Source organism: Amycolatopsis sp. NPDC104819, from assembly GCF_055583145.1.
The window spans coordinates 757,691-776,708 of the sequence record NZ_JBVJON010000001.1 but is presented as its reverse complement, the minus strand read 5'-3'; the positions used below and the strand labels follow the sequence as shown (position 1 = coordinate 776,708).

Genomic DNA, 19,018 nt, shown 5'->3' with positions numbered 1-19,018 from the left:
GAGCTTTCACGTGAAAGCTCCGCCTTCGGGAACGAGCGTCAGGCCGAGTAGCCCGGGATGGGGAACGGCGCCAGGAACTCGCGGATCTCCGCGGCGATCGTGTCGAGGGACGACTCGTCCGTGGCGGCCGCGGCGGTGACCGTGCGGTCGATCCACTCCGCGACCTGCGGCTGGTGCTCCGGCAGGAGACCGCGGGTCGTGATCGCGGAGGTGCCGAGCCGGATGCCGGACGGGTCGAACGGCTTGCGCGGGTCGAACGGCACCGTGTTGTAGTTCAGCTCGATGCCCGCGCGGTCCAGCGCCTGCGCGGCCGGCTTGCCCGCGACCGCCTTGTTCGTCAGGTCGATCAGCAGCAGGTGGTTGTCCGTGCCGCCGGACACGAGGTCGTACCCGCGCGCGAGCAGCGCGTCGGCCAGCGCTTTCGCGTTGGCGACGATCGTGTGCGCGTAGTCGCTGAAGTCCGGGCGTTGCGCTTCGCCGAGCGCGACGGCGATCGCCGCGGTCGTGTGGTTGTGCGGGCCGCCCTGCAGACCCGGGAACACCGCTTTGTCGACGGCCTTCGCGTGCTCGGAATCCGAGAGGATCATCGCGCCGCGCGGGCCGCGGAGGGTCTTGTGCGTCGTCGTCGTGATCACCTGGGCGTGGCCGACCGGCGACGGGTGCGCGCCGCCCGCGACCAGGCCGGCGATGTGCGCGATGTCGGCGACGAGCACCGCGTCCACCTCACGCGCGATCTCGGCGAAGGCCGGGAAGTCGATGGTGCGCGGGATGGCCGTGCCGCCGGCGAAGATCAGCTTCGGCCGGTGCTGGCGCGCGAGGTCGCGCACCTGGTCGAGGTCGACGCGGCCGGTCTCCTTCGCGACGCCGTAGCGCACCGGGGTGAACCACTTGCCGGTCGCGGAGACGCTCCAGCCGTGCGTGAGGTGCCCGCCGTCCGGCAGCGCCATGCCGAGCACGGTGTCGCCGGGCTGCGCAAAAGCGAGGTACACGGCCAGGTTCGCCGGCGACCCGGAGTACGGCTGGACATTCGCGTGGTCCGCACCGAAGACGGCCTTCGCGCGCTCGATGGCGAGCAGCTCGACCTGGTCGATGAACTGCTGGCCTTCGTAGTACCGCTTGCCCGCGTAGCCCTCGGAGTACTTGTTCGTGAGGACGGTCCCGGTGGCCTCGAGCACGGCCTGCGAGACGTAGTTCTCCGAAGCGATCAGGCGGATCTTGTCGTGCTGGCGCTTCGCTTCTTCTTCGACGAGCCCGGCGATGGCGGGGTCGGCGGTCGCGAGCGCGTTCAGTTCGGGCCGATGTGTCATGGCGTACTCCAGCTCTGGAGTGGCCTTCACCCAGGCGCGCGGTGCCGGCCGTCGTCGCTTCCCGGTGGTGCTCCACCTCGATGGCGCCAGTCGCTGCTGCGCGTCAGAGCTTAGTCCGTGCTCGCGCGCCTCAGTCCACAACCGCGACACCCATGGACCGGGCGGTGCCCGCGATCGTGCGCATCGCCATCTCGACGTCACCGGTGTTCAGGTCCGGCAGCTTGCGCTCGGCGATCTCGCGCAGCTGCTGCGTCGTGATCTTGCCGGCGACCTCGTGCCCCGGCCGCGCGGAACCCTTGTCCCCCAGCGCCTTCTTGATGAGGAACGACGTCGGCGGCGTCTTGAGCCGCAGCGCGAACGAGCGGTCCTCGAACACCGAGACGACCACCGGCACGATGTCGCCGCGCTGGCCGGCCGTCGCCGCGTCGTAGGCCTTCTTGATCTCGACGAGGTTGACCCCGGTCTGCCCCAGCATCTTGCCGAGGTCGACGACCGGGGCGTTGCCCGCGGACAGTTCCAGGGTGACCTGGTGGGTGAGCTTCTTCGGAGCCATGCCCCGAAGCTAGGGTCTCCAGCTACTGGAGAGTCAATCCAGCGCTTCGACGCCGGCCTTGTGCCGTTTCGCCAGGTCCTGGTAGACGGGCGCGTTGTGCTCCACCCACAGCCGCGCGGAGTCGGTGAGCGGCACGAACTTCTTGGCCGGGCTGCCCATCGCGACGACCTCGGACGGCACCTCGGTGCCCGGCGTCACGGTGGCGCCGGCCGCGACCAGCGTCCGCTCGCCGATCTTCGCGTCGTCCAGGACCGTGGAGCCGTTCCCGATCAGGGCCTGCTCGCCGACCGTGCAGTCGTGCACCAGGCACTGGTGGCCGACGGTGGCGTTCTTGCCGATCTCGCACACCTTGCCGACGTTGACGTGCACAACCGAGTTGTCCTGGATGTTGGCGCCCTCGCGGACGATGATCTTGCCGAAGTCGGCGCGCAGCACGGCGCCGTACCAGACCGAGGCGTCCTTCTCCACGACGACGTCGCCGATGAGGGTGGCGGTGGGCGCGATCCAGGCGTCCGGGTGAACCTGCGGGCGGAGCCCTTCGAACGAGAACAGAGGCATGCCCGAACCCTAGACCGCGCCCGAGGCGTCAGCCCGTGATCGCCGCGTTGATCAGGATGTCGACGGCTTTGTCGTTGCGCGTGGTCTGCGGGACGATCTGGGTGTCCCGCGGGTAGAAGCCCGGGTTGCTGCCCTTCGGGTACATCTCGAAGGTGAAGCTCCAGATCTTGTGCGTCGCCCACATCCAGTCGTTGACGCTGCCGTCGGTGATGTAGAGGTCGCTGGACTGCTGCGGTGTGTAGCCGTTGGTCGCCGCCATCTGCCGGCCGAGTGTCTCGAACTTCGTCGCCTCGGCGGCGGTGAGGCCGGGCGCGGTCCGGTCGTAGGTGTAGCCGAACGGCCAGAGCACCAGCTCGGAGTAGGTGTGGAAGTCGATGTGCGTCTTGATCTGCTGGACACCGCCGACCACGCGGGAGTTCACCCAGTTCGAGACGGCGCGGGTCTCGGGCGCGGAGAACGCCGCCGTGCCGCGGTAGGTCTCGCTGGACGTCGAGCCCGACGAGCCGCCGCAGCAGCCCCACTTGTAGCCCCAGTTGCGATTCGTGTCGGTGCCGGGACCCTGTCGGTTCTTGCGCCAGCTGTGGAACGTGCCACCGGAGATGTCGTACTCCGAGCCGTCCGGGTTGACGCTCGGGACCACCCAGATCTCGGTGCTGTCGACCAGCCGCTTGATGGCGCTGTCGGTGGCGTACCCGCTGGTCAGCCGCTGCACGATGCGCAGGCACATCTCGGTGGTGAGGTGCTCGCGCGCGTGCTGGTTGCAGGTGAAGAGGACCTCGGGCTCGTTCTCGTCGGTGGCGGCGTTGTCGGAGATCTTGATCAGCGACAGCGCGCGGCCTTCGTACGATGTGCCGGCGCTGCCGAGCTTCGTGAGCGACGGGTAGTTCGCGACGGCCTTCTGCAGCTCGGTCTGCGTCTCGGCGTAGGTGTGGTAACCGGTGTAGCCGGCCGGGAAGTCCTCGACGGTCTCGGTGCCCTGCGGCCGGTTGACCTTGCCGAGCGCCTTGACGTCGAAGCCGAGCGCACGCAGTTGAGCGGCTTCGCCCGGGTTGGCGATGACGGTCGTCGTGCCGTCCGTGCTGTCGAGGATGTCGGCACCGGTCCTCGAGACCTCGGTGCGCTGCTGGGCCGTGCCGGTGCCGGTCACCTCGTAGACCTGCGGCCCGGCCGGCTGGGCGACGGCCTGGCCGCCGGGGGTGAGCATCAGAAGGACGGCCGCGGCCGCCGCCATGCACGTTCGTGGGCGCATCACGTCTCCTGCTCTCGGGGGTTCTCCGAGACTGGCCGGAGCCGGACGTAGCGCGCAATCCGTACGTCTACGGATCTATAGGGCGTTGCTAGCCGTAGTTGGCGAAGCAGAGCGCCTCGATGTCGGCACGCAGCGTGGCGAACGGCCGCGGCCGCACCCGCTGCTGGACGACCGTGCCGAGCAGGTACGACAGCAGCGCCCGGGCGCGCGCCCGCGGGTCGTCGACGTCCAGCGGGGCGAGGAGCTCGGCGAGCAGCTCGGTGAGCGACGTCAGCATCACGTCGATGGCCTGCGGGTGCTGCGCGCGCCCGGCCGCGATCCAGTACTCGAACCAGAGGAAGGCGGCGTTCGGGTTCGCGGCGAAGACGCGCAGATACTCCTCGAGGACGGCGAAGAGGCGCTCGCGGGGCTCGTCGTGCTTCACGGCGACCTCGCGCAGCCCCGCGGCGAAGGCGGTGATGTGCGCGGCCATCGCACGGTCGATGAGGACGTCGATGTCGGCGAAGTAGTAGTGGATCGCGCTCTTGGTGAGCGGCCCGGCGTCGGCGATGGCGCGCACGGTGCATCCCGCGAGCCCGTCGCGCGCGAGCACGACACGGGCGGCCTCGACGATCTGCTCCTGCTTGGCCAGCTGGTTGGGAGAGAGCCGGTCGCTGCGACCGGGGACTGCGCTCACGGTGATTCTCGTTACCTTCTTCCTGGACGGCAGCCCCGAATCCTAGGGCAGACGTCCTGCGAGTGGCTTCCGGGTGAAAAACCGGATTGGCCACCCCGGTCCTCGCAGCGGACAATGCGCGGCATGGTGATCTCAGGGGACAAGGGGCTCAGCCCGGCCGCACGCGGCCAGCTGGAGAAGGAAATCGCGAACTTGCGCGCTCAACGCGCAGCGCTCGCGCCGCAACCCGGCGAGCAGGAGCGCACCGGCGACGCGGCGGACCAGGCGGACGTGATCGACCGCGCGGAGGCGGCGGCCCGGCTCGACCGCCAGATCGCGGATCTCGCGGCAAAGATGGAACACGGCGGCTACGGCAACGCCCAGCTCCCCGACGGCACCACGGTGACCCTCAGGTTTTCCGACGGCGACGAAGAGACGTTCCAGGTGGTGACGGTCCCCGGCGAAGACGCGGACGCGATCACTTCGGACAGCCCCCTGGGGCTGGCCCTGGTAGGCCGCAAGGCGGGCGACGAGATCACCTACCGCACCCCCCGAGGCGACGCCAAGGCCACGGTCTTGAAGGTGACACCGCCCAAGTAGAAGCAAGCCCCTTGCGAAGGCCCCCGGCCACAAGCCGGGGGCCTTCGCCATCCAAAACTTGACCCGCAAGGGTGGTTCCCCAAACAAATTCCACGGCAAGGCGACCACGACAGGGGGCCGGGGGCGGAGCCCTCCGGACGGGGTGTGGGGCGAAGCCCCACAAGACACGCGAAGCCAAAAACGGCCCCTGCCCTCGAGGGGCAGGGGCCGAGCATTGGCTGAGCCGCCTAGGGGAATCGAACCCCTGACCTATTCATTACGAGTGAATCGCTCTGGCCGACTGAGCTAAGGCGGCATGTCTCCGGCTCGCGCTGGCGACGACGGCAAGTGTAGCGGAGGCTGTCAGCGTCACTTTCCGGGGGGACCGTCGTTAGGGCCCTATGACGTCGGTCTCATCCCCCGATCGACCTATCTGGAGGCTCTGGCACATGCGGCGAAGACTGCCCCGTTCGGTGGCCCTGCCGGCGGCCGCGGCGTTGCTCCTGCTCAGCGCGGCGCCGGCGAACGCCGACCCGACCTATCCGACGACGCCGATCCCGCAGCCGGCGAACCCTGGGCAGGCGCCCATTTCCGCGCCGATCGGGCCGCAGCCGCTGGGACAAGCCGTCGGGGACGCCGGGACCGCGCTCGGCATCATCCGGCTGCTGCCCAACGCCGTGCCGACGAAGACGATCCTGCCCGGCTTCGGCGACACCCTGCCGAAGCAGTCGGCGCTCGAGGCCGGGATGGGCCTCTCCAGCGCCTCGGCGAACTCCGACGCCTTCCTGAGCTACGAGAAGGCCATCGCGCAGGCGTCGCCGTTCGGGCTTTCAGTGGGCGGGAACGCGCCGCAGACGCCCGGCAGCGTCGTGCAGACCGCCCTGCCGGACAACCCGCAGCCGATCAGCGGGGGGCTCAACGCGCCGTCGAACCCGCTGCTCAACGTCAGCGCGCTGACCGGGAGCGCGCACGCGCGGTGGAGCCCGACGCTCGGGCCGTGCGTCGACACCATCTCCGATGCCAGCACGGCCTTGGGAAGTCTGTCGCTGCTGAACGTCATCCCGTCGATGCCGAACCTCGGACTGGACGCGCTGAAGCCGAAGCTCGACCCGAGCACGCTGGCCAGCGGGTTCGATCTCACCAAGGGGCTGCAGAGCCTCGGTGGCCTGCTGCAGGGCGGCGGGCAGACGGCAGCCAATGGCAGCGGTTCGCTGCTGAGCCTGCCGAACACGCTGTCGTCGCGGTCGCAGGTGAAGCTCGTCGACATGCCCGGCTCGAAGAACAAGGCCGTGCAGTCGACCTCGACGCTGCAGGCCGCGGACATCGAGATCCTCAAGGGCACCCCGCTCGCGCTGAGCATCAAGGTGGCCAGCCAGCCGACGCTGAAGGTGACCTCCACCGGCGACGCCAAGACGTCCAAAGTGGAGTACACCGCGCCGGTGCTGACCATCGAGGCGGCCGGGAAGACCCTGTACACGCTGGACGCCGCGCACCCGACCAAGGACATCCCGATCGGGCTGCCGCTGGCCGGGCTGAGCGACCAGTTCGGGCAGCTCAACGACATCCCGGTGGTCGGTGGGCTCGTCTCGACGCTGACCAAGGGCGTCCAGCAGGTCGGCAACACCGCGGGCACCGTGCTCGACCTCGGTGTGCTGCGGCTGAGCATCGCCGGGCTCGACCAGAAGTCCGCGGCGATGACCACGCCGTTCAAGGGTTTCCAGCTGGGCGCGTCGGCGCGGCTGTTCGACCTGCAGCTGCTGCCGACGACGAAGCTCAAGAGCCTGCTGCCGGACGACCAGGCGAAGAACCTGCCGTCCTCGCTGGCCCAGCTTTCGCTCGGCGAGCAGGTCGCGCGGGCCTACGCGCCGACCGACGGCGTGGTCTGCGGGACGACGTCGACCCCGCCCGCGGGCGGCGAAGCGCCGAAGGGCCCGGTGAAGCACCTCGCCTACACCGGTGGCGCGTACGACACCGTGCCGCTGTTCTGGACGGGCACCGCGATGCTGCTGCTGGGCGTCGTGATGGTGGCCGCGATGCCGGGCGCACGCCGGCGGCCGCTGGCCGTCGCGGTCCAGGAGAAGCCGTTCAAGCCGTCACCGCGCCCGCGCGAGTGACCTTCGAGCCGCCCCGGGGACAGTGAAGGAAACCCGCCAGGAGCTTCGGCTCTTGGCGGGTTTCTTTCAGCCCTGGCGAAGCGTCGTGACCATCGCTTCGACGGCGATGCGCGGCTTCACGTTCAGGTCGATCGCCTCGCGGCACTCCAGCACGGCTTCGAGACGGCGCAGCGTCGACTCCAGCGTCCACGACGACGCCGCTTCGGCGATCTGGTCGGCGTGGTCCGGGTGGTTGAGCGTCGCGCCCGAGCGGGTCGCCGTCACGAGGACGTCGCGGTAGAACGCGGCGAGGTCGATCAGCGACAGGTCCAGCGTGTCGCGCTGGGTGCGCGTGGCGCGGGACTTCTGCTTCTTCTCCAGCTGCTTCACGGCGGCTTCGGCGGCGCGCTTGGCGCCGGCGACACCCTTGCCGACGCCGTCGCCGCCCATCGCCGTGCGCAGCTCGTTGCGCTCGTCCTCGTCCCGGCCCTTGCTCGCCTCACCGGCGTCGGCCTCGGCCGCGCTGATCAGCTGGTCGGCGCACGTAAAGACGTCACCGGGCCGGCGCAGGCCCAGCGGGATCCGCAGCACGGTCGCCCGCCGCTGACGTGCGGCTTCGTCGGTCGCGAGCCGCCGCGCGCGGCCGACGTGGCCGCCGCACACGGAAGCGGCCCACTGCGCGCGTTCCGGGTCGACGTGGTCACGGCGCACGAGCACGTCCGCGATCGCCTCCGGCGGCGGCGTCCGCAGCGTCACCAGGCGGCAGCGCGAACGGATCGTCACCGAGACGTCCTCGGGGTGGTCCGACGGCGCGCACAGCAGGAACACCGTGCGGTCCGGCGGCTCCTCGACGGCCTTCAGCAGGGCGTTCGACGCGCCCTCGGTGAGCCTGTCGGCGTCCTCGATGATCACGACCTGCCACTTGCCGGTGGTCGGCCGGCGCGCGGCGGCCTGGACCAGCGCGCGCATCTCGGCGACCGAGATCGACAGGCCTTCCGGCACCACCAGCCGGACGTCGGCGTGGGTGCCCGCCATCGTCGTGTGGCAGCCGGGGCAGGCGTCACAACCGGTGCCGGTACTGCACTGCAGGCCCGCGGCGAACGTCCGCGCGGCCACCGAGCGGCCGGACCCGGCCGGGCCGGTGATCAGCCAGGCGTGGGTCATCGCGCCGGGCGGCGCCGGTTCCCCGGCGACGATCTTCGCCGCGGCGGACGCGGCCGCCGTCAGGGTTTCGACCGCGGCCTCCTGGCCGACCACGTGGTTCCAGACGCCGATGCGTTCGGTCGTCGTCACTTCGCCTCCACGCGAGGCTCTTTCGCGGTCTCGAGGGTTTCGACGGTCAAGGGGTCTTCGACGTCGAGCGGCAGCGTGACCGGCTTCTCGGTCGTTGGGGCCAGTGCGGACAGGCGGCCGACGAACACGGCGCGCAGCGCGGTGCGGATCCGCTCGGCGACTTCGGTGTCGGTGCCATCGGCGTCGATCACGACGTAGCGATCCGGGTCCGCCGCGGCCATTTCGACGAGCAGGTGCTGCACCCGCCACTGGTCGTTCATCGTGGCCGCCTTGTCGCGCGGCGCCCCGGGCGGCGCGGAGTCGAGCAGGACGGTCAGGTCCGGGCGCAGCCGCCCGGTCGCCCAGTCGGCGAGGCCTTCGAGCTCGTCGCTGTCGAGCCCGGCGACGGCGGACAGGTGCGCCAGCGGCGAGTCGACGAACCGCTCCATGACGACCACCGAACCGGCGTCGAGCGCCGGCTGGACGTGCCGCTCGACGATGTCGGCCCGCACCGCCGCGGCGGCCAGCGCCTGCGCGCGCGCCCCGGTCAGCGAGGCGCCGGAAACAAGCGCCGTCAGCCGTTTGTCGTCCAGCGCCGGATCCGCGGCGACGACGACCGGGCGCGTGCCGCCGCGCATCCAGTCGGCGAGGTTGACGGCCTGGATCGCGGTGTTGATCGCGGTGGTGCCCTCGACGGCGATCAGGAAACCGTTGACGCGCCTCGGCGTGCGGCGCAGCGCGTTGCGCAGGTCGGACAGGATCGGCTCGGTGCGTTTGTCGTCCATCTGCCGGTAGGCGAAGAAACCGGCGATCAGCGCGATCGCGGCGCCGGCGAGCATGATCGGGCGGGTGCCGTCGATCGTGACCGGGCTGCCCCAGACGTTGACGGTGCGCGTCGCCACGAGACCGACCAGCACCGGGACGGTGACCGTGGTGCCGAACAGCACGAGCTTCATCATCAGCTGGTAGATCGCGTTGATCCGGCCGCGGATGGCGTCTTCGACGCGGGAGCCGATGATCGTGACACCGGTGAGGAACGCCGTCCCGGCCCAGAACCCCACCAGGACCACGGTGATCAGCGAGACCGACAGGTGCGGCGACAACGCGACCAGCGCGAGCGAGAGCCCGGCCGCGATGATGGAGACGCCGAACAGCCTGTCGTGCGGGAGCCGCCGGGAGAGCTTGGGCGCGAAGGCCATGCCGGAGGCGAGGCCGACGAAGACGGCCAGCACCAGCAGGCTGAACGCCGAGTCACCGGCCAGCAGGCTGGAGGAGTACGGCTTGGCCGAGCCGATCACGGCGCCGCCGGCGGCGAACGCGCCGAACGCGCCGACCAGCAGCCCGCGCACGAGCGGCGTGGTGCGGATGAACCGGAAGCCGTCGGCGATCATCGTGCCGATGCCGAGCTTTTCCTCGTCGGCCTGCTTGACCTTCTGCTCCGGCAGCGAGTGGACGTTGCGCAGCGAAAGCTCGGGGATCCGGGTGGCGATGAGGATCGCGCTGGCCAGGTAGAGCAGGGCGGTGATGATGACGACCAGCTTCGCGATGCGGAGGCTGGTGTCCTCGCCGGGAACGTGGAGGAAGTTCGTGTTGATGCCGGTGAGGATCGCGTTCGCGCCGGCCGCCGTGACGACGGCCAGGCCGTAGGTCATCACCATGCCGAGCTGGTTGGCCGTCTCGACCTGGTCGGGGCGGCGGAGCAGGTTGGGGACCGCGGCCTCTTTCGAGGGGATCCACATGCTCGCCGCGCTGCCGACCAGGAAGTTGCCGACGAGCAGCCACCACGGCGCGCTGACGAAGGCGATGGACAGCAGGAACCCGCACCGCAGCAGGTCGGCGACGACCATGACCTTGCGGCGGTCGAACCGGTCCGCGAGCAGCCCGCCGACCGGCGCGAACAGCAGGCCCGGCGCGAGCCCGGTGAGCACCACGCCGACAAACGCGAAGTTCTGGGCGAAGTAGTTGTTCGTCAGCTTCGTGGCCAGGCCGGTCAGGGCGAGGATGTTCAGCCAGTCGGCCACGCTGCACAGGTACGTGACGCCCCAGAGGCGCCGGAACGGTTTGATCGCCAGTACCCGCCGGACCCGGTTGATCGTGGACGCCTCGGCGCCCGACGACGCACCCGGGCCGGCCCCGGGTACCGATCGCACGCCCTCGCTGATACGCCCACCCCACTAGTCACGGCCATGCCGGACGCCCTCGTGAGGTAGCCCGACCGTGAAGCCAGGGTAGCCCGATCGGCCCTTGCCGCGCGGACGCCCCCGTGGTGCCGGTGGGGTGGGGAACAGCGGAGGAACGCTAGTCGAACAGTCCGGTCACGCTGCTGACCAGGCTGGAGACCATCTCGATCGCGACAAAACCGAACACGATCAGCAACGCGACCGCCAGGATCACGCCCGCCGCACTCGACGACGGCCGGTTGAAGGCCGGCATCGACATGGCGGGCATCTTCGGCAGCTTGCGCCGCTTGACCGGCACGACCTCGAGGTCTTCGTCGAAGTCGTCGTCGGCCGGCGCCTGCTGCCGGGCGGGCCGCGGAATCTGCGGCGCCCGCGTCGGCCAGGTCCGCCGCCGGTTGCGCTGCCGCGGCAGCACCCCGGGCGGCGAGCCGGCACCTTCGCCGGCCGTGCTCGTGGTGCCCGCGGGCGGGATCGCCGCCGGAGCCTTGGCTTCCTCCTCGCGGAGAGCCTCCTCGACCATCCGGCGCACGGCCTCCTCGTCGTGTTGCACCGGCCCGGCCACCGGGATGGCGGCGGGCTCGTGCCCGTTCGCTGTCGCGGGGCGGGGCTCGGGTGCCGCGGTGACCAGTCCGGAGACCGGGTCCGCGAACGTCTCGCCTGGTGCTTCGGACAGAGTGCCGTCGCGCTGAGTGAGCTCGGGGGCATTGAAGAAGGGAGCCTCACCGTTCGCGCTCATGGTGACCACCTCACTACTGAATGTCCTCGCCTTTCCAGGGTAGCGACGATGGCGGATAACGCATCCGCCCAATGGCTCTGTCTGCAATGGAGGGTCGGTCACGCAGCGCAAGCCTGTGCCCGAACCCCCTGCAGTGTCCAGCCCGCCGGTGACTCGGTCGACCGCCAATGGTGACGGATTGTAGTGAGTCCGATCACATCGGCCTGCCGGCGGGACTGGCCGACGGGATGGCCAGTGGCCAGTTTGCCGGGTGGTGCTCGGGGTGGTCATGGGGGTGGTTGGAGTTCGGTTCGAGCGCGTTGGGTGACGGCGATGGTGGCGGATCCCGCAGCGGCAGAGGCAGCGCGGCGGCGGCGCAGATCGGTGCGGCCAGCGCGGCCGCGCATCGGCGGAGGCGGAGCGGCGTGACCCGGCGGCGGCTCTGGTCGCCGGGCGCGACCCCGGCTGCCACGCTGTGGCGGCGCAGATACCGAGCGGAGTGCGGGGCGCGCCCACCCCGGCACGCGCCAGTGCACCGCCGGTCAGCCAAAATCCGCGCGCTGGACTTCATCCGCCGCGTCGCCGAGCGGCCAGACGTCGCCGGGCTACTCCTGTACCTCCTCTTGGCCCAGGTCGATCATCTTGCGGCACCAGTCGCGGAGCATGGTGCGGCTGAAGGGGCTCAGGACCAGCTGGCGGCGGCCGTCGCCGCGGTCGAGGGCAGCCAGGGCGAAGCGGCCCAGGTCCGTGTCGATCAGGACGAAGCCGTGGTCGGGGAACTCTGCGCACAGGCCGCCGAACGCCAGCATGTCCAGGACCGCCGTGCCCGAGCGGGGGCGGGCCAGCAGCTCGCGCATCGCGCCCAGGCCTTCGTCCTGGCCGTCGTGGACCAGGCCGTCCTGGTCGACCGTGAGCCAGATCGGGCGGGGTGAGCTGCCGAACGGCGCGTCCGGCAGCTCGGCCACCAGCATCTCCGGCAGATCCTCGAAGTCGGCCAGGTGGATCGCCGTGCGGCCGGGCAGCGAGCCCAGCATGAACGCGCGCTCGCCGTCGGCGTAGCACCGGATGTCCGCCGTCTCCGGGCCTTCGTCGAACACGCCGCACAGCGCCGCCCGGACCGAACCGCGCAGCATCAGTGACACCACCTCGAAGCCGAGCTCGTTGAGCTCGCCCGCCTCGCCGAACGGGGTGCCCTCGATCCACGCGGCCCACGCCGTGTGCCGCTCGATCTCGGCGATCAGGTCCGCCGGGTCGTCCGAGACCGGGCCGTGGACCAGGATGTCGTGATCGCTCACCTCCGGGTTGTACAGCCGGTCCACCGGCTCGCGGTCCGGCATCGCCGCCAGCACCGGCCCGGCCGCCAGCTCCAGCAGCTCCCGGGCCGCCGTGCGCTCAACCATGGCTTCGCACCTCCTCTCCCGGTCGCCGCTCAGCCTCGCCCGAACCGGCCGCCGCCGCCGGGCCACGCGGTATCGGCACGTCGCTGATCAGCTCGGCCGCCGCGAGGATCGCGTCGCGCACCGTGAGACCCAGCACCGCCGGCGCGGCCCCCTGCTCAGGCATGGCTCTGCACCGCCTCGACGATCCACTGCTCCGCCGTGCTTCGCGAGGCCGGACCCCACGTCACCGTCCAGCGGCCGGTGCGGCCTACCGCCGCGCTGAACTGGTAGCGGCCGAGGTCATTGTCGACCAGGCCGAACGCGCCGTGCGGGTACTCGGCCAGGATCGCGTCGCGCACCGCGAGGTCGACCAGCACCGTGCCCAGGCGGGGACGGGCCGCGCACTCGCGGATCTGCGCGACCGCCCGCTCGCAGCCGCGCGGGATCAGCCCGCCCTCGTCGGTCTCGATGCGGACGAGCCCGCCCGGGCCCGGCGGCCGGTCGGGCAAGCCGTCGAACACCCAGCCCGGCAGCTCGCTGAGGAAGCCCGACCGCAGCCGCGCGCGGTTGCCCAGCTTGTGCAGGACCGTGGTGTAGTCCTCGTCGCCGAAGAACCGGACCTCCCACGGCTCGTCGCGGGCCGGGAAGACGCCGGTGACCACGCCGCGGATGAAGCCACCCCGCAACGCGCGGTAGAGCCCGACGGCCTCCGCCGTGACCTCGCCGCCCGGCGCGAGGCCGATCGCGGACATCCCGGCAACGAACCGCGTGTACTGCTCCACCTCGTCGGCGAGGCTCGAGGGCGGCGAAGAGCGACGGCCCGGCAGCGGTCCGGTCTCCGCCAGCACCGGCGGGATCTCGAACTCGGGGTCGTAGAACTCCATCACCGAGGGCCGCTCCGGCACCTCGGCCGACAGCGGCGCGATGACCTCGTCGATGACGTCGAAGACGGCGACTGAGTTGTTCACCCCTAGATTGAACACCCTGGCACCGACAATTTCTCGCACATATGTTCGACAGGGTGAGGTCGTTCGGTGAGCGGTCGCCGAGCGGCTCAGGCATGCTCCGGCACCCGCCCTTCGACGAACTCCGCGAGCCGCTCCACGCTGCCGGGCAGCCACCAGAACCGGCGGTGGCCGCCCTCGCGTCTGCCGAGCACCGCGAGGTGCCGGCCGCGGTCGTCGTCGACGAACGCCAGCATCTCCCACGGCCGCCGCGGGCCTTCCGCGGCGCCGAGGGCGACGTCGATCTGGACCGTGCCGCGCCTCGGCCGCCGCAAGTCCTCCATCAGGTCGAGGACCAAGCACTCCTGCCCGGGCTCGAGCACGCCGCGCTCGTCGGCGTCCAGCCACAGCCCCTCGCCCGGCGCCGGCGAGCAGGGCAGCAGCCGCGTGAACGCCAGGCCGAGGAGCTCCGGGACCGAGCCGGACGACGGCCCGGACAGCCGCAGGCCCTCCCCGGCGACGCCGAACCGCTTCCGGTCGTCGAAGAACGCCGACATCCACGGCGCTTCGGACATCGCGACGGCCACTCCGCAGACGCCGCCACTGCCGGCGAAGCCGGGCAGCGCGTCGAACAGGTCGGCAGCCGACGACGACGCCGCGGCGGCCGCTCGGACGGGCTTCAGGATCTTGCTGGTCACCGTGTGCACGGTGCGTGGTGTTCTGGTCACGCGTTCATGGAACCCGGGACCACCGACAATTTCCCGAACATCCGTTCGAAGTGTCACCCGAAAGTGTGGCCGGAGACCACGAAGGCCTCCCCATCAGCCGATGAGGAGGCCCTCGAGAGCGAGTGCCTTGGTTACTTCGTCTTCGTCGCCGTCGAACGCTTCGTGGTGGTCGACTTCGCGGCGGCGGCCTTCGAAGTCTTGCTCGTGCCCGCCTTGACCGTCTTCGCCGTCGTCGAAGCCGGCTTGCGCGCCGGCGCCTTCCGCTTCGGCGCCGGCCCCTTCGCCCGCTTCTCCGCCAGCAGCTCGGACGCGCGCTCCGCGGTCAGCTCGTCGATGTCGTCACCCTTGCGCAAGGTGGCGTTGTACTCGCCGTCGGTCACGTACGGGCCGAACCGGCCGTCCTTGACCACCATCGGCTTCTTCGACACCGGGTCCTCGCCGAGCTCCTTGAGCGGCGGCTTCGCCGTCGCGGACCGCCCACGCTGCTTCGGCTCCGCGTAGATCTTCAGCGCCTCTTCGACGGTGATCGAGAACAGCTGGTCCTCGGTCGAGAGCGAGCGCGAGTCCGTGCCCTTCTTCAGGTACGGCCCGTAGCGCCCGTTCTGCGCGGTGATCTCGTCACCGGACTCCGGATCCTTGCCGACGACGCGCGGCAGCGAAAGCAGCTTCAGCGCGTCCTCGAGCGTGATCGTCTCGATGTCCATCGACTTGAACAGCGAGCCCGTACGCGGCTTCGGCGCCTTCGCCTTGGCGGCCTTCTTCTGCGCGGCCGTGGCGTCCTCGGGGATCTCGATCTCCGGCAGCACCTCGGTCACGTACGGCCCGAAGCGGCCTTCCTTCGCGACGATCGGGTGCCCGCTCACCGGGTCGTTGCCCAGCGTGCGGCCCTCCTGCGGGGTCGCGAACAGCTTCTCCGCGATCTCCTGCGAGAGCTCGTCCGGCGGCAGGTCCTCGGGCAGGTTCGCGCGCTGCGATTCGCCGTTCACCTCACGCTCGAGGTACGGCCCGTACCGCCCGACCCGGACGACGACGGTGTGGCCGTCGGCGTCGCTGAACAGCGGGATCGAGTTGATCTCCCGCGCGTCGATGTCCTCGACACTGCCTTCAACGAGCTTCTTCAGCCCGCCCAGGCGGCCGATCGAGCCGTCGACACCCATGTCGCCGCCGAAGTAGAACTTCGACAGCCACTGCGCGCGCTGCTCGTTGCCGGCCGCGATGCGGTCGAGCTCGTCCTCCATGCCGGCGGTGAAGTCGTAGTCGACGAGCCGCTCGAAGTGCCGTTCCATCAGGCCGATCACGGCGAACGCGACCCACGACGGAACGAGCGCGGAGCCCTTCTTCCAGACGTAACCGCGGTCCTGGATGGTCTTGATGATCGACGCGTACGTCGACGGACGGCCGATGCCCAGCTCTTCCAGCTTGCTGACCAGGCTCGGCTCCGAGTAGCGCGCGGGCGGCGACGTCGTGTGGCCGTCCGGGTTCAGCTCGGTGGCGGTGAGGTCCTGGTCCTTCTCGAGCACCGGCAGGCGGCTCTGCTTGTCGTCCGCTTCGCCACCGGTCTCGGTGTCGACGGCCTCGACGTACGCCTTCAGGAAGCCCGCGAAGGTGATCGTGCGGCCCGAAGCGGCGAAGGTGCATTCCTCGCCCGAAGCCGCGTTGCCGACAATGCGCACGGACATCGTGGTGCCCTTGGCGTCCGCCATCTGCGACGCGATCGTGCGCTGCCAGATCATCTCGTAGAGGCGGTACTCGTCGGTGTCCAGCTCGCTCGCGACCTGGCCCGGCGTGCGGAAGACCTCGCCCGACGGCCGGATCGCCTCGTGCGCCTCCTGCGCGTTCTTGACCTTGCGCGTGTACTGGCGCGGCGACGGCGAGACGTACTCCTTGCCGTACAGCTGCGTGGCCTGGCTGCGTGCCGCCGAGATCGCCGACTCCGAGAGCGTCGTCGAGTCGGTACGCATGTAGGTGATGTAACCGTTCTCGTACAGCTTCTGCGCGATCCGCATGGTGCGCTCCGAGGTGAACCGCATCTTGCGGCCCGCCTCCTGCTGCAGCGTCGAGGTCATGAAGGGCGCGTACGGCTTCCGCGTGTACGGCTTTTCCTCGACGCTCGCGACCTTGAAGTCACGCTGCTTGAGCCCCTCGGCGAGACGCCGCGCGTCCGCCTCGGCCAGCACGCGGATCTCGTTGTTCGAGGCCTTGAGCTGCCCGTCCGAGCCGAAGTCGCGGCCCGTGGCGAGGCGAGCGCCGTCGACGGCCACCAGGCGAGCCGAGAAGTTGCGCGGCGAAGCCTCTTCGCCCGCGTCCATCGTCGCCGAGACGTCCCAGTACGACGCCGAGGTGAAGCGCATCCGCTCGCGCTCCCGCTCGACCACGATCCGGGTCGCCACGGACTGCACGCGGCCCGCCGAAAGCTTCGGCATGACCTTCTTCCACAGCACCGGCGAGACCTCGTAGCCGTACAGGCGGTCGAGGATGCGGCGGGTCTCCTGGGCGTCGACGAGGTCGGCGTCCAGCTCACGGGTCGAGTCGGCGGCCGCGCGGATGGCCTGCTCGGTGACCTCGTGGAAGACCATCCGGCGGACCGGGACCTTCGGCTTGAGCGTCTCGAGGAGGTGCCACGCGATGGCCTCGCCCTCGCGGTCGGGGTCCGTCGCGAGGTAGAGCTCGTCGACGTCCTTGAGCAGGCTCTTGAGCTCGGTGACCTTGGACTTCTTGTCCGGGGTCACGACGTAGAGGGCCTTGAAGTCGTTGTCGACGTCGACGCCGAGGCGCGCCCAGGACTCGCCCTTGTACTGGGCGGGCACGTCGGCGGCACCACGCGGCAGGTCGCGGATGTGCCCGACGGAGGACTCGACGACGTAACCGCCGCCGAGGTAGGGGGCGATCTTGCGGGCCTTGGTCGGCGACTCGACGATAACGAGCCGCCGGTGCCCGGCGCCGTTGTCCGCCCCGGCTCCGTTCTTCTTGGTCCGTGCTCCTGCCACGCTGTCCTGCTCTCCGCTCATCTCGTCCCGCGATCGGGACCAGGCCCTGCCCCGGGGGCATCGGGCCCGCGTCTTCGACCTGCCAGTGTGCACGCTCTTCCGGCCCGGACGGCGCGGAGGTGGCCCAACACGCCGCTGAGCCTGTGTCCACCGCATCGCCGCTGACCTCGGCGATGTTTCCTCTCTACACCGGGCACGTGATTTCGGCCACGTCCCGCGCAGCCTAGCGCGTGACCGTCCGGATACCCTCCGTTCGACGGTGGTGGGCACGGGGAGGTCAACGCTTCACTGGTTTCCCCGTCCAGCCGAAAGGATCCGCCATGACCCGACGCCTCCTCGGCGCCCTGCTCACCGCCGTGACCGCCACAGTATTACTAGGAGTCACTCCGGCGAGCGCCGCCGCGGCGAACTTCGCCGGCACCGTGGCGCTGTCCAACTGCTCGGGTTCGGTGGTCAAACCGGCCGCGACGCCGGACACCGCACCCGCGCTCGTCATGTCCAACGGGCACTGCCTCGAGACCGGTTTCCCCGGCCCCGGCCAGGTGATCACCAACCGGACGTCCAGCCGGACGTTCACGCTGCTCAACGCGAGCGGCGGCAACACGGCCACCCTCCGGGCGAAGAAGATCGTCTACGGGACGATGACCGACACCGACGTGTCGCTCTACCAGCTCACCACCACCTACGCGCAGATCAAGTCCAGCTACGGGATCTCGCCGCTGGAGCTGTCCAACGCGCACCCCACCGCCGGCGCCGCCATCGACGTCGTCTCCGGTTACTGGAAGCGCATCTACTCCTGCAACGTCGACGGCTTCGTCTACCGGCTCAAGGAAGGCAGCTGGACCTGGAAGGACTCGATCCGCTACACGTCGGCCTGCCAGACCATCGGCGGCACGTCCGGCTCGCCGATCGTCTCCGGCGGCAAGGTCGTCGGCGTGAACAACACCGGCAACGAGGACGGTCAGCGCTGCACGGAGAACAACCCGTGTGAGGTCGACCAGGCCGGCAACGTCACCGTGCACTACAAGACGAACTACGGCCAGGAGACCTACGGCATCCCCGCCTGCCTGACCGCGGCCAACGAAATCGCGCTCACCCAGGCCGGCTGCACGCTGCCCCGGCCCTGACGCGGCTCTCGCACCCGGTCAGGCCGTGCTCGTCACGGCCTCTGGGTGCGAGACCGGCTGCGGCGCCGCGCCGGGCCACGCCGCTTCGGCGCCCGGCGGCGGCTCCCCGATGAGCTCCAGCAGTGCCTCCAACCTGCGTTTCCCGGTGACCTTCACGGCCGGGACCTCGGCCTTCGGGCCGGTCAGCTTCGCCAGGACACCCAACGGCGTCAGCGCCTCGACCAGCCGCTCGTGCATGCCCGGCGCCAGCGGGTCGACGGCCAGGAGATACCCCTGCGTGCCCGGCCGGCCGCCGGCCAGCGCCCACATCCGCAGCATCGCCCCGCTCAGCCGGAAACCGGCCGGCACCGCCTTGCCCGAGTCGTCCTCCACCGGGCCCGCGCAGCCCTCACGCAGCCAGCTCAGCGCCAGCGGCAGCAGGTCGACCCGGAACGACGTCCGCACCTGCGGACTGCCGCAGTCGGCCTTCGAGACCTGGGCGTCCGCACCGCGCTGCCGGAGTTCACGGGCGAGGATGTGCGCCCGCCACGGCTCCTCGACGACCACCGAAAGCCGCGCGGCGGTGCGCCCGAAGCCGGTGATCTGGCCGTGGCAGCACAACAGCCCGGCCAGGTCGCCCAGACCCGGCCCGCTGGCCTCCGCGGAGAAGAGCGAGATCGTCCGATCCACCGGGACATACTAGAACACAAGTT

The 19,018-nt window shown here is 70.5% G+C and carries 17 protein-coding genes and 1 tRNA gene; 3 read left to right on the top strand and 15 right to left on the bottom strand.

Going from position 1 to position 19,018, the window contains the following annotated elements:
- Positions 1 to 38: 38 nt before the first annotated feature.
- From ACZ63E_RS03935 to ACZ63E_RS03915, 5 genes are all read right to left on the bottom strand, one after another.
- A complete protein-coding gene (locus tag ACZ63E_RS03935; protein ID WP_465334078.1) occupies positions 39 to 1,307 on the bottom strand; it encodes a serine hydroxymethyltransferase in 1,269 nt (422 codons plus the stop codon).
- A 130-nt stretch (positions 1,308 to 1,437) separates the two neighbouring features.
- Positions 1,438 to 1,860, bottom strand: a complete 423-nt coding sequence (rplK, locus tag ACZ63E_RS03930; RefSeq protein ID WP_465334076.1) for a 50S ribosomal protein L11 — start codon at positions 1,858 to 1,860, stop codon at positions 1,438 to 1,440.
- A gap of 33 nt (positions 1,861 to 1,893) precedes the next feature.
- Positions 1,894 to 2,418: a gamma carbonic anhydrase family protein gene (locus ACZ63E_RS03925; protein ID WP_465301285.1), complete on the bottom strand. Its 525-nt coding sequence runs from the start codon at positions 2,416 to 2,418 to the stop codon at positions 1,894 to 1,896.
- Between the two features lie 28 nt (positions 2,419 to 2,446).
- Positions 2,447 to 3,649, bottom strand: coding sequence for a M14 family metallopeptidase (locus tag ACZ63E_RS03920; protein ID WP_465334368.1), 1,203 nt, complete (start codon positions 3,647 to 3,649; stop codon positions 2,447 to 2,449).
- A gap of 106 nt (positions 3,650 to 3,755) precedes the next feature.
- The gene (locus ACZ63E_RS03915) at positions 3,756 to 4,343 is read right to left on the bottom strand and encodes a TetR/AcrR family transcriptional regulator (RefSeq protein ID WP_465301283.1); all 588 of its coding nucleotides are present in this window, start codon (positions 4,341 to 4,343) and stop codon (positions 3,756 to 3,758) included.
- Between the two features lie 123 nt (positions 4,344 to 4,466).
- Here ACZ63E_RS03915 and ACZ63E_RS03910 point away from each other — a divergent pair, with 123 nt between their 5' ends.
- Positions 4,467 to 4,922 (top strand): GreA/GreB family elongation factor, encoded by a 456-nt coding sequence (locus ACZ63E_RS03910; protein WP_465301281.1) that lies wholly within the window; start codon positions 4,467 to 4,469, stop codon positions 4,920 to 4,922.
- Between the two features lie 221 nt (positions 4,923 to 5,143).
- Here ACZ63E_RS03910 and ACZ63E_RS03905 read toward each other — a convergent pair.
- Positions 5,144 to 5,217 (bottom strand) — tRNA-Thr (locus tag ACZ63E_RS03905).
- Between the two features lie 133 nt (positions 5,218 to 5,350).
- Here ACZ63E_RS03905 and ACZ63E_RS03900 point away from each other — a divergent pair.
- Positions 5,351 to 7,015 carry a hypothetical protein gene (locus ACZ63E_RS03900; protein ID WP_465334074.1) on the top strand — a complete coding sequence of 555 codons (1,665 nt, stop codon included), beginning with the start codon at positions 5,351 to 5,353 and terminating at the stop codon, positions 7,013 to 7,015.
- A gap of 66 nt (positions 7,016 to 7,081) precedes the next feature.
- Here ACZ63E_RS03900 and ACZ63E_RS03895 read toward each other — a convergent pair whose 3' ends face one another.
- The 8 genes from ACZ63E_RS03895 to topA all read right to left on the bottom strand — a co-directional run bounded on the left by ACZ63E_RS03895 (position 7,082) and on the right by topA (position 17,199).
- Complete coding sequence (locus ACZ63E_RS03895; RefSeq protein ID WP_465301277.1) at positions 7,082 to 8,287, bottom strand: DNA polymerase III subunit delta'; 1,206 nt, start codon at positions 8,285 to 8,287, stop codon at positions 7,082 to 7,084.
- Positions 8,284 to 10,416, bottom strand: a complete 2,133-nt coding sequence (locus tag ACZ63E_RS03890) for a bifunctional MFS transporter/dTMP kinase (protein WP_465334072.1) — start codon at positions 10,414 to 10,416, stop codon at positions 8,284 to 8,286. Before ACZ63E_RS03890 ends, ACZ63E_RS03895 begins: the two co-directional genes overlap by 4 nt.
- 148 nt (positions 10,417 to 10,564) lie before the next feature.
- Positions 10,565 to 11,182 (bottom strand): hypothetical protein, encoded by a 618-nt coding sequence (locus ACZ63E_RS03885; RefSeq protein ID WP_465334071.1) that lies wholly within the window; start codon positions 11,180 to 11,182, stop codon positions 10,565 to 10,567.
- Positions 11,183 to 11,766: 584 nt separating this feature from the next.
- Positions 11,767 to 12,561, bottom strand: a complete 795-nt coding sequence (locus ACZ63E_RS03880) for a hypothetical protein (protein WP_465334069.1) — start codon at positions 12,559 to 12,561, stop codon at positions 11,767 to 11,769.
- A complete protein-coding gene (locus ACZ63E_RS03875) occupies positions 12,554 to 12,724 on the bottom strand; it encodes a hypothetical protein (protein ID WP_465334067.1) in 171 nt (56 codons plus the stop codon). The genes ACZ63E_RS03880 and ACZ63E_RS03875 overlap by 8 nt, the downstream gene beginning before the upstream one ends.
- On the bottom strand, positions 12,717 to 13,508 hold the full coding sequence (locus tag ACZ63E_RS03870) for an ESX secretion-associated protein EspG (RefSeq protein WP_465334065.1): 792 nt from the start codon (positions 13,506 to 13,508) through the stop codon (positions 12,717 to 12,719). The genes ACZ63E_RS03875 and ACZ63E_RS03870 overlap by 8 nt, the downstream gene beginning before the upstream one ends.
- A gap of 86 nt (positions 13,509 to 13,594) precedes the next feature.
- On the bottom strand, positions 13,595 to 14,212 hold the full coding sequence (locus ACZ63E_RS03865; protein WP_465334063.1) for a hypothetical protein: 618 nt from the start codon (positions 14,210 to 14,212) through the stop codon (positions 13,595 to 13,597).
- Between the two features lie 131 nt (positions 14,213 to 14,343).
- Complete coding sequence (gene topA / locus ACZ63E_RS03860) at positions 14,344 to 17,199, bottom strand: type I DNA topoisomerase (RefSeq protein ID WP_465334061.1); 2,856 nt, start codon at positions 17,197 to 17,199, stop codon at positions 14,344 to 14,346.
- Positions 17,200 to 17,519: 320 nt separating this feature from the next.
- Here topA and ACZ63E_RS03855 point away from each other — a divergent pair, with 320 nt between their 5' ends.
- Complete coding sequence (locus tag ACZ63E_RS03855) at positions 17,520 to 18,326, top strand: S1 family peptidase (RefSeq protein ID WP_465334059.1); 807 nt, start codon at positions 17,520 to 17,522, stop codon at positions 18,324 to 18,326.
- A gap of 18 nt (positions 18,327 to 18,344) precedes the next feature.
- Here the strand turns inward: ACZ63E_RS03855 and ACZ63E_RS03850 are convergent, their stop codons facing one another.
- Complete coding sequence (locus ACZ63E_RS03850) at positions 18,345 to 18,995, bottom strand: hypothetical protein (RefSeq protein WP_465334058.1); 651 nt, start codon at positions 18,993 to 18,995, stop codon at positions 18,345 to 18,347.
- Positions 18,996 to 19,018 lie beyond the last annotated feature (23 nt).

Bases quoted from the DNA above. Each gene is read 5' to 3' on its own strand.
- ACZ63E_RS03935 (WP_465334078.1), bottom strand. From the start codon at position 1,307: ATGACACATCGGCCCGAACTGAACGCGCTCGCGACCGCCGACCCCGCC.
- rplK (WP_465334076.1), bottom strand. From the start codon at position 1,860: ATGGCTCCGAAGAAGCTCACCCACCAGGTCACCCTGGAACTGTCCGCG.
- ACZ63E_RS03925 (WP_465301285.1), bottom strand. From the start codon at position 2,418: ATGCCTCTGTTCTCGTTCGAAGGGCTCCGCCCGCAGGTTCACCCGGAC.
- ACZ63E_RS03920 (WP_465334368.1), bottom strand. From the start codon at position 3,649: ATGGCGGCGGCCGCGGCCGTCCTTCTGATGCTCACCCCCGGCGGCCAG.
- ACZ63E_RS03910 (WP_465301281.1), top strand. From the start codon at position 4,467: ATGGTGATCTCAGGGGACAAGGGGCTCAGCCCGGCCGCACGCGGCCAG.
- ACZ63E_RS03900 (WP_465334074.1), top strand. From the start codon at position 5,351: ATGCGGCGAAGACTGCCCCGTTCGGTGGCCCTGCCGGCGGCCGCGGCG.
- ACZ63E_RS03885 (WP_465334071.1), bottom strand. From the start codon at position 11,182: ATGAGCGCGAACGGTGAGGCTCCCTTCTTCAATGCCCCCGAGCTCACT.
- ACZ63E_RS03880 (WP_465334069.1), bottom strand. From the start codon at position 12,561: ATGGTTGAGCGCACGGCGGCCCGGGAGCTGCTGGAGCTGGCGGCCGGG.
- ACZ63E_RS03875 (WP_465334067.1), bottom strand. From the start codon at position 12,724: ATGCCTGAGCAGGGGGCCGCGCCGGCGGTGCTGGGTCTCACGGTGCGC.
- ACZ63E_RS03855 (WP_465334059.1), top strand. From the start codon at position 17,520: ATGACCCGACGCCTCCTCGGCGCCCTGCTCACCGCCGTGACCGCCACA.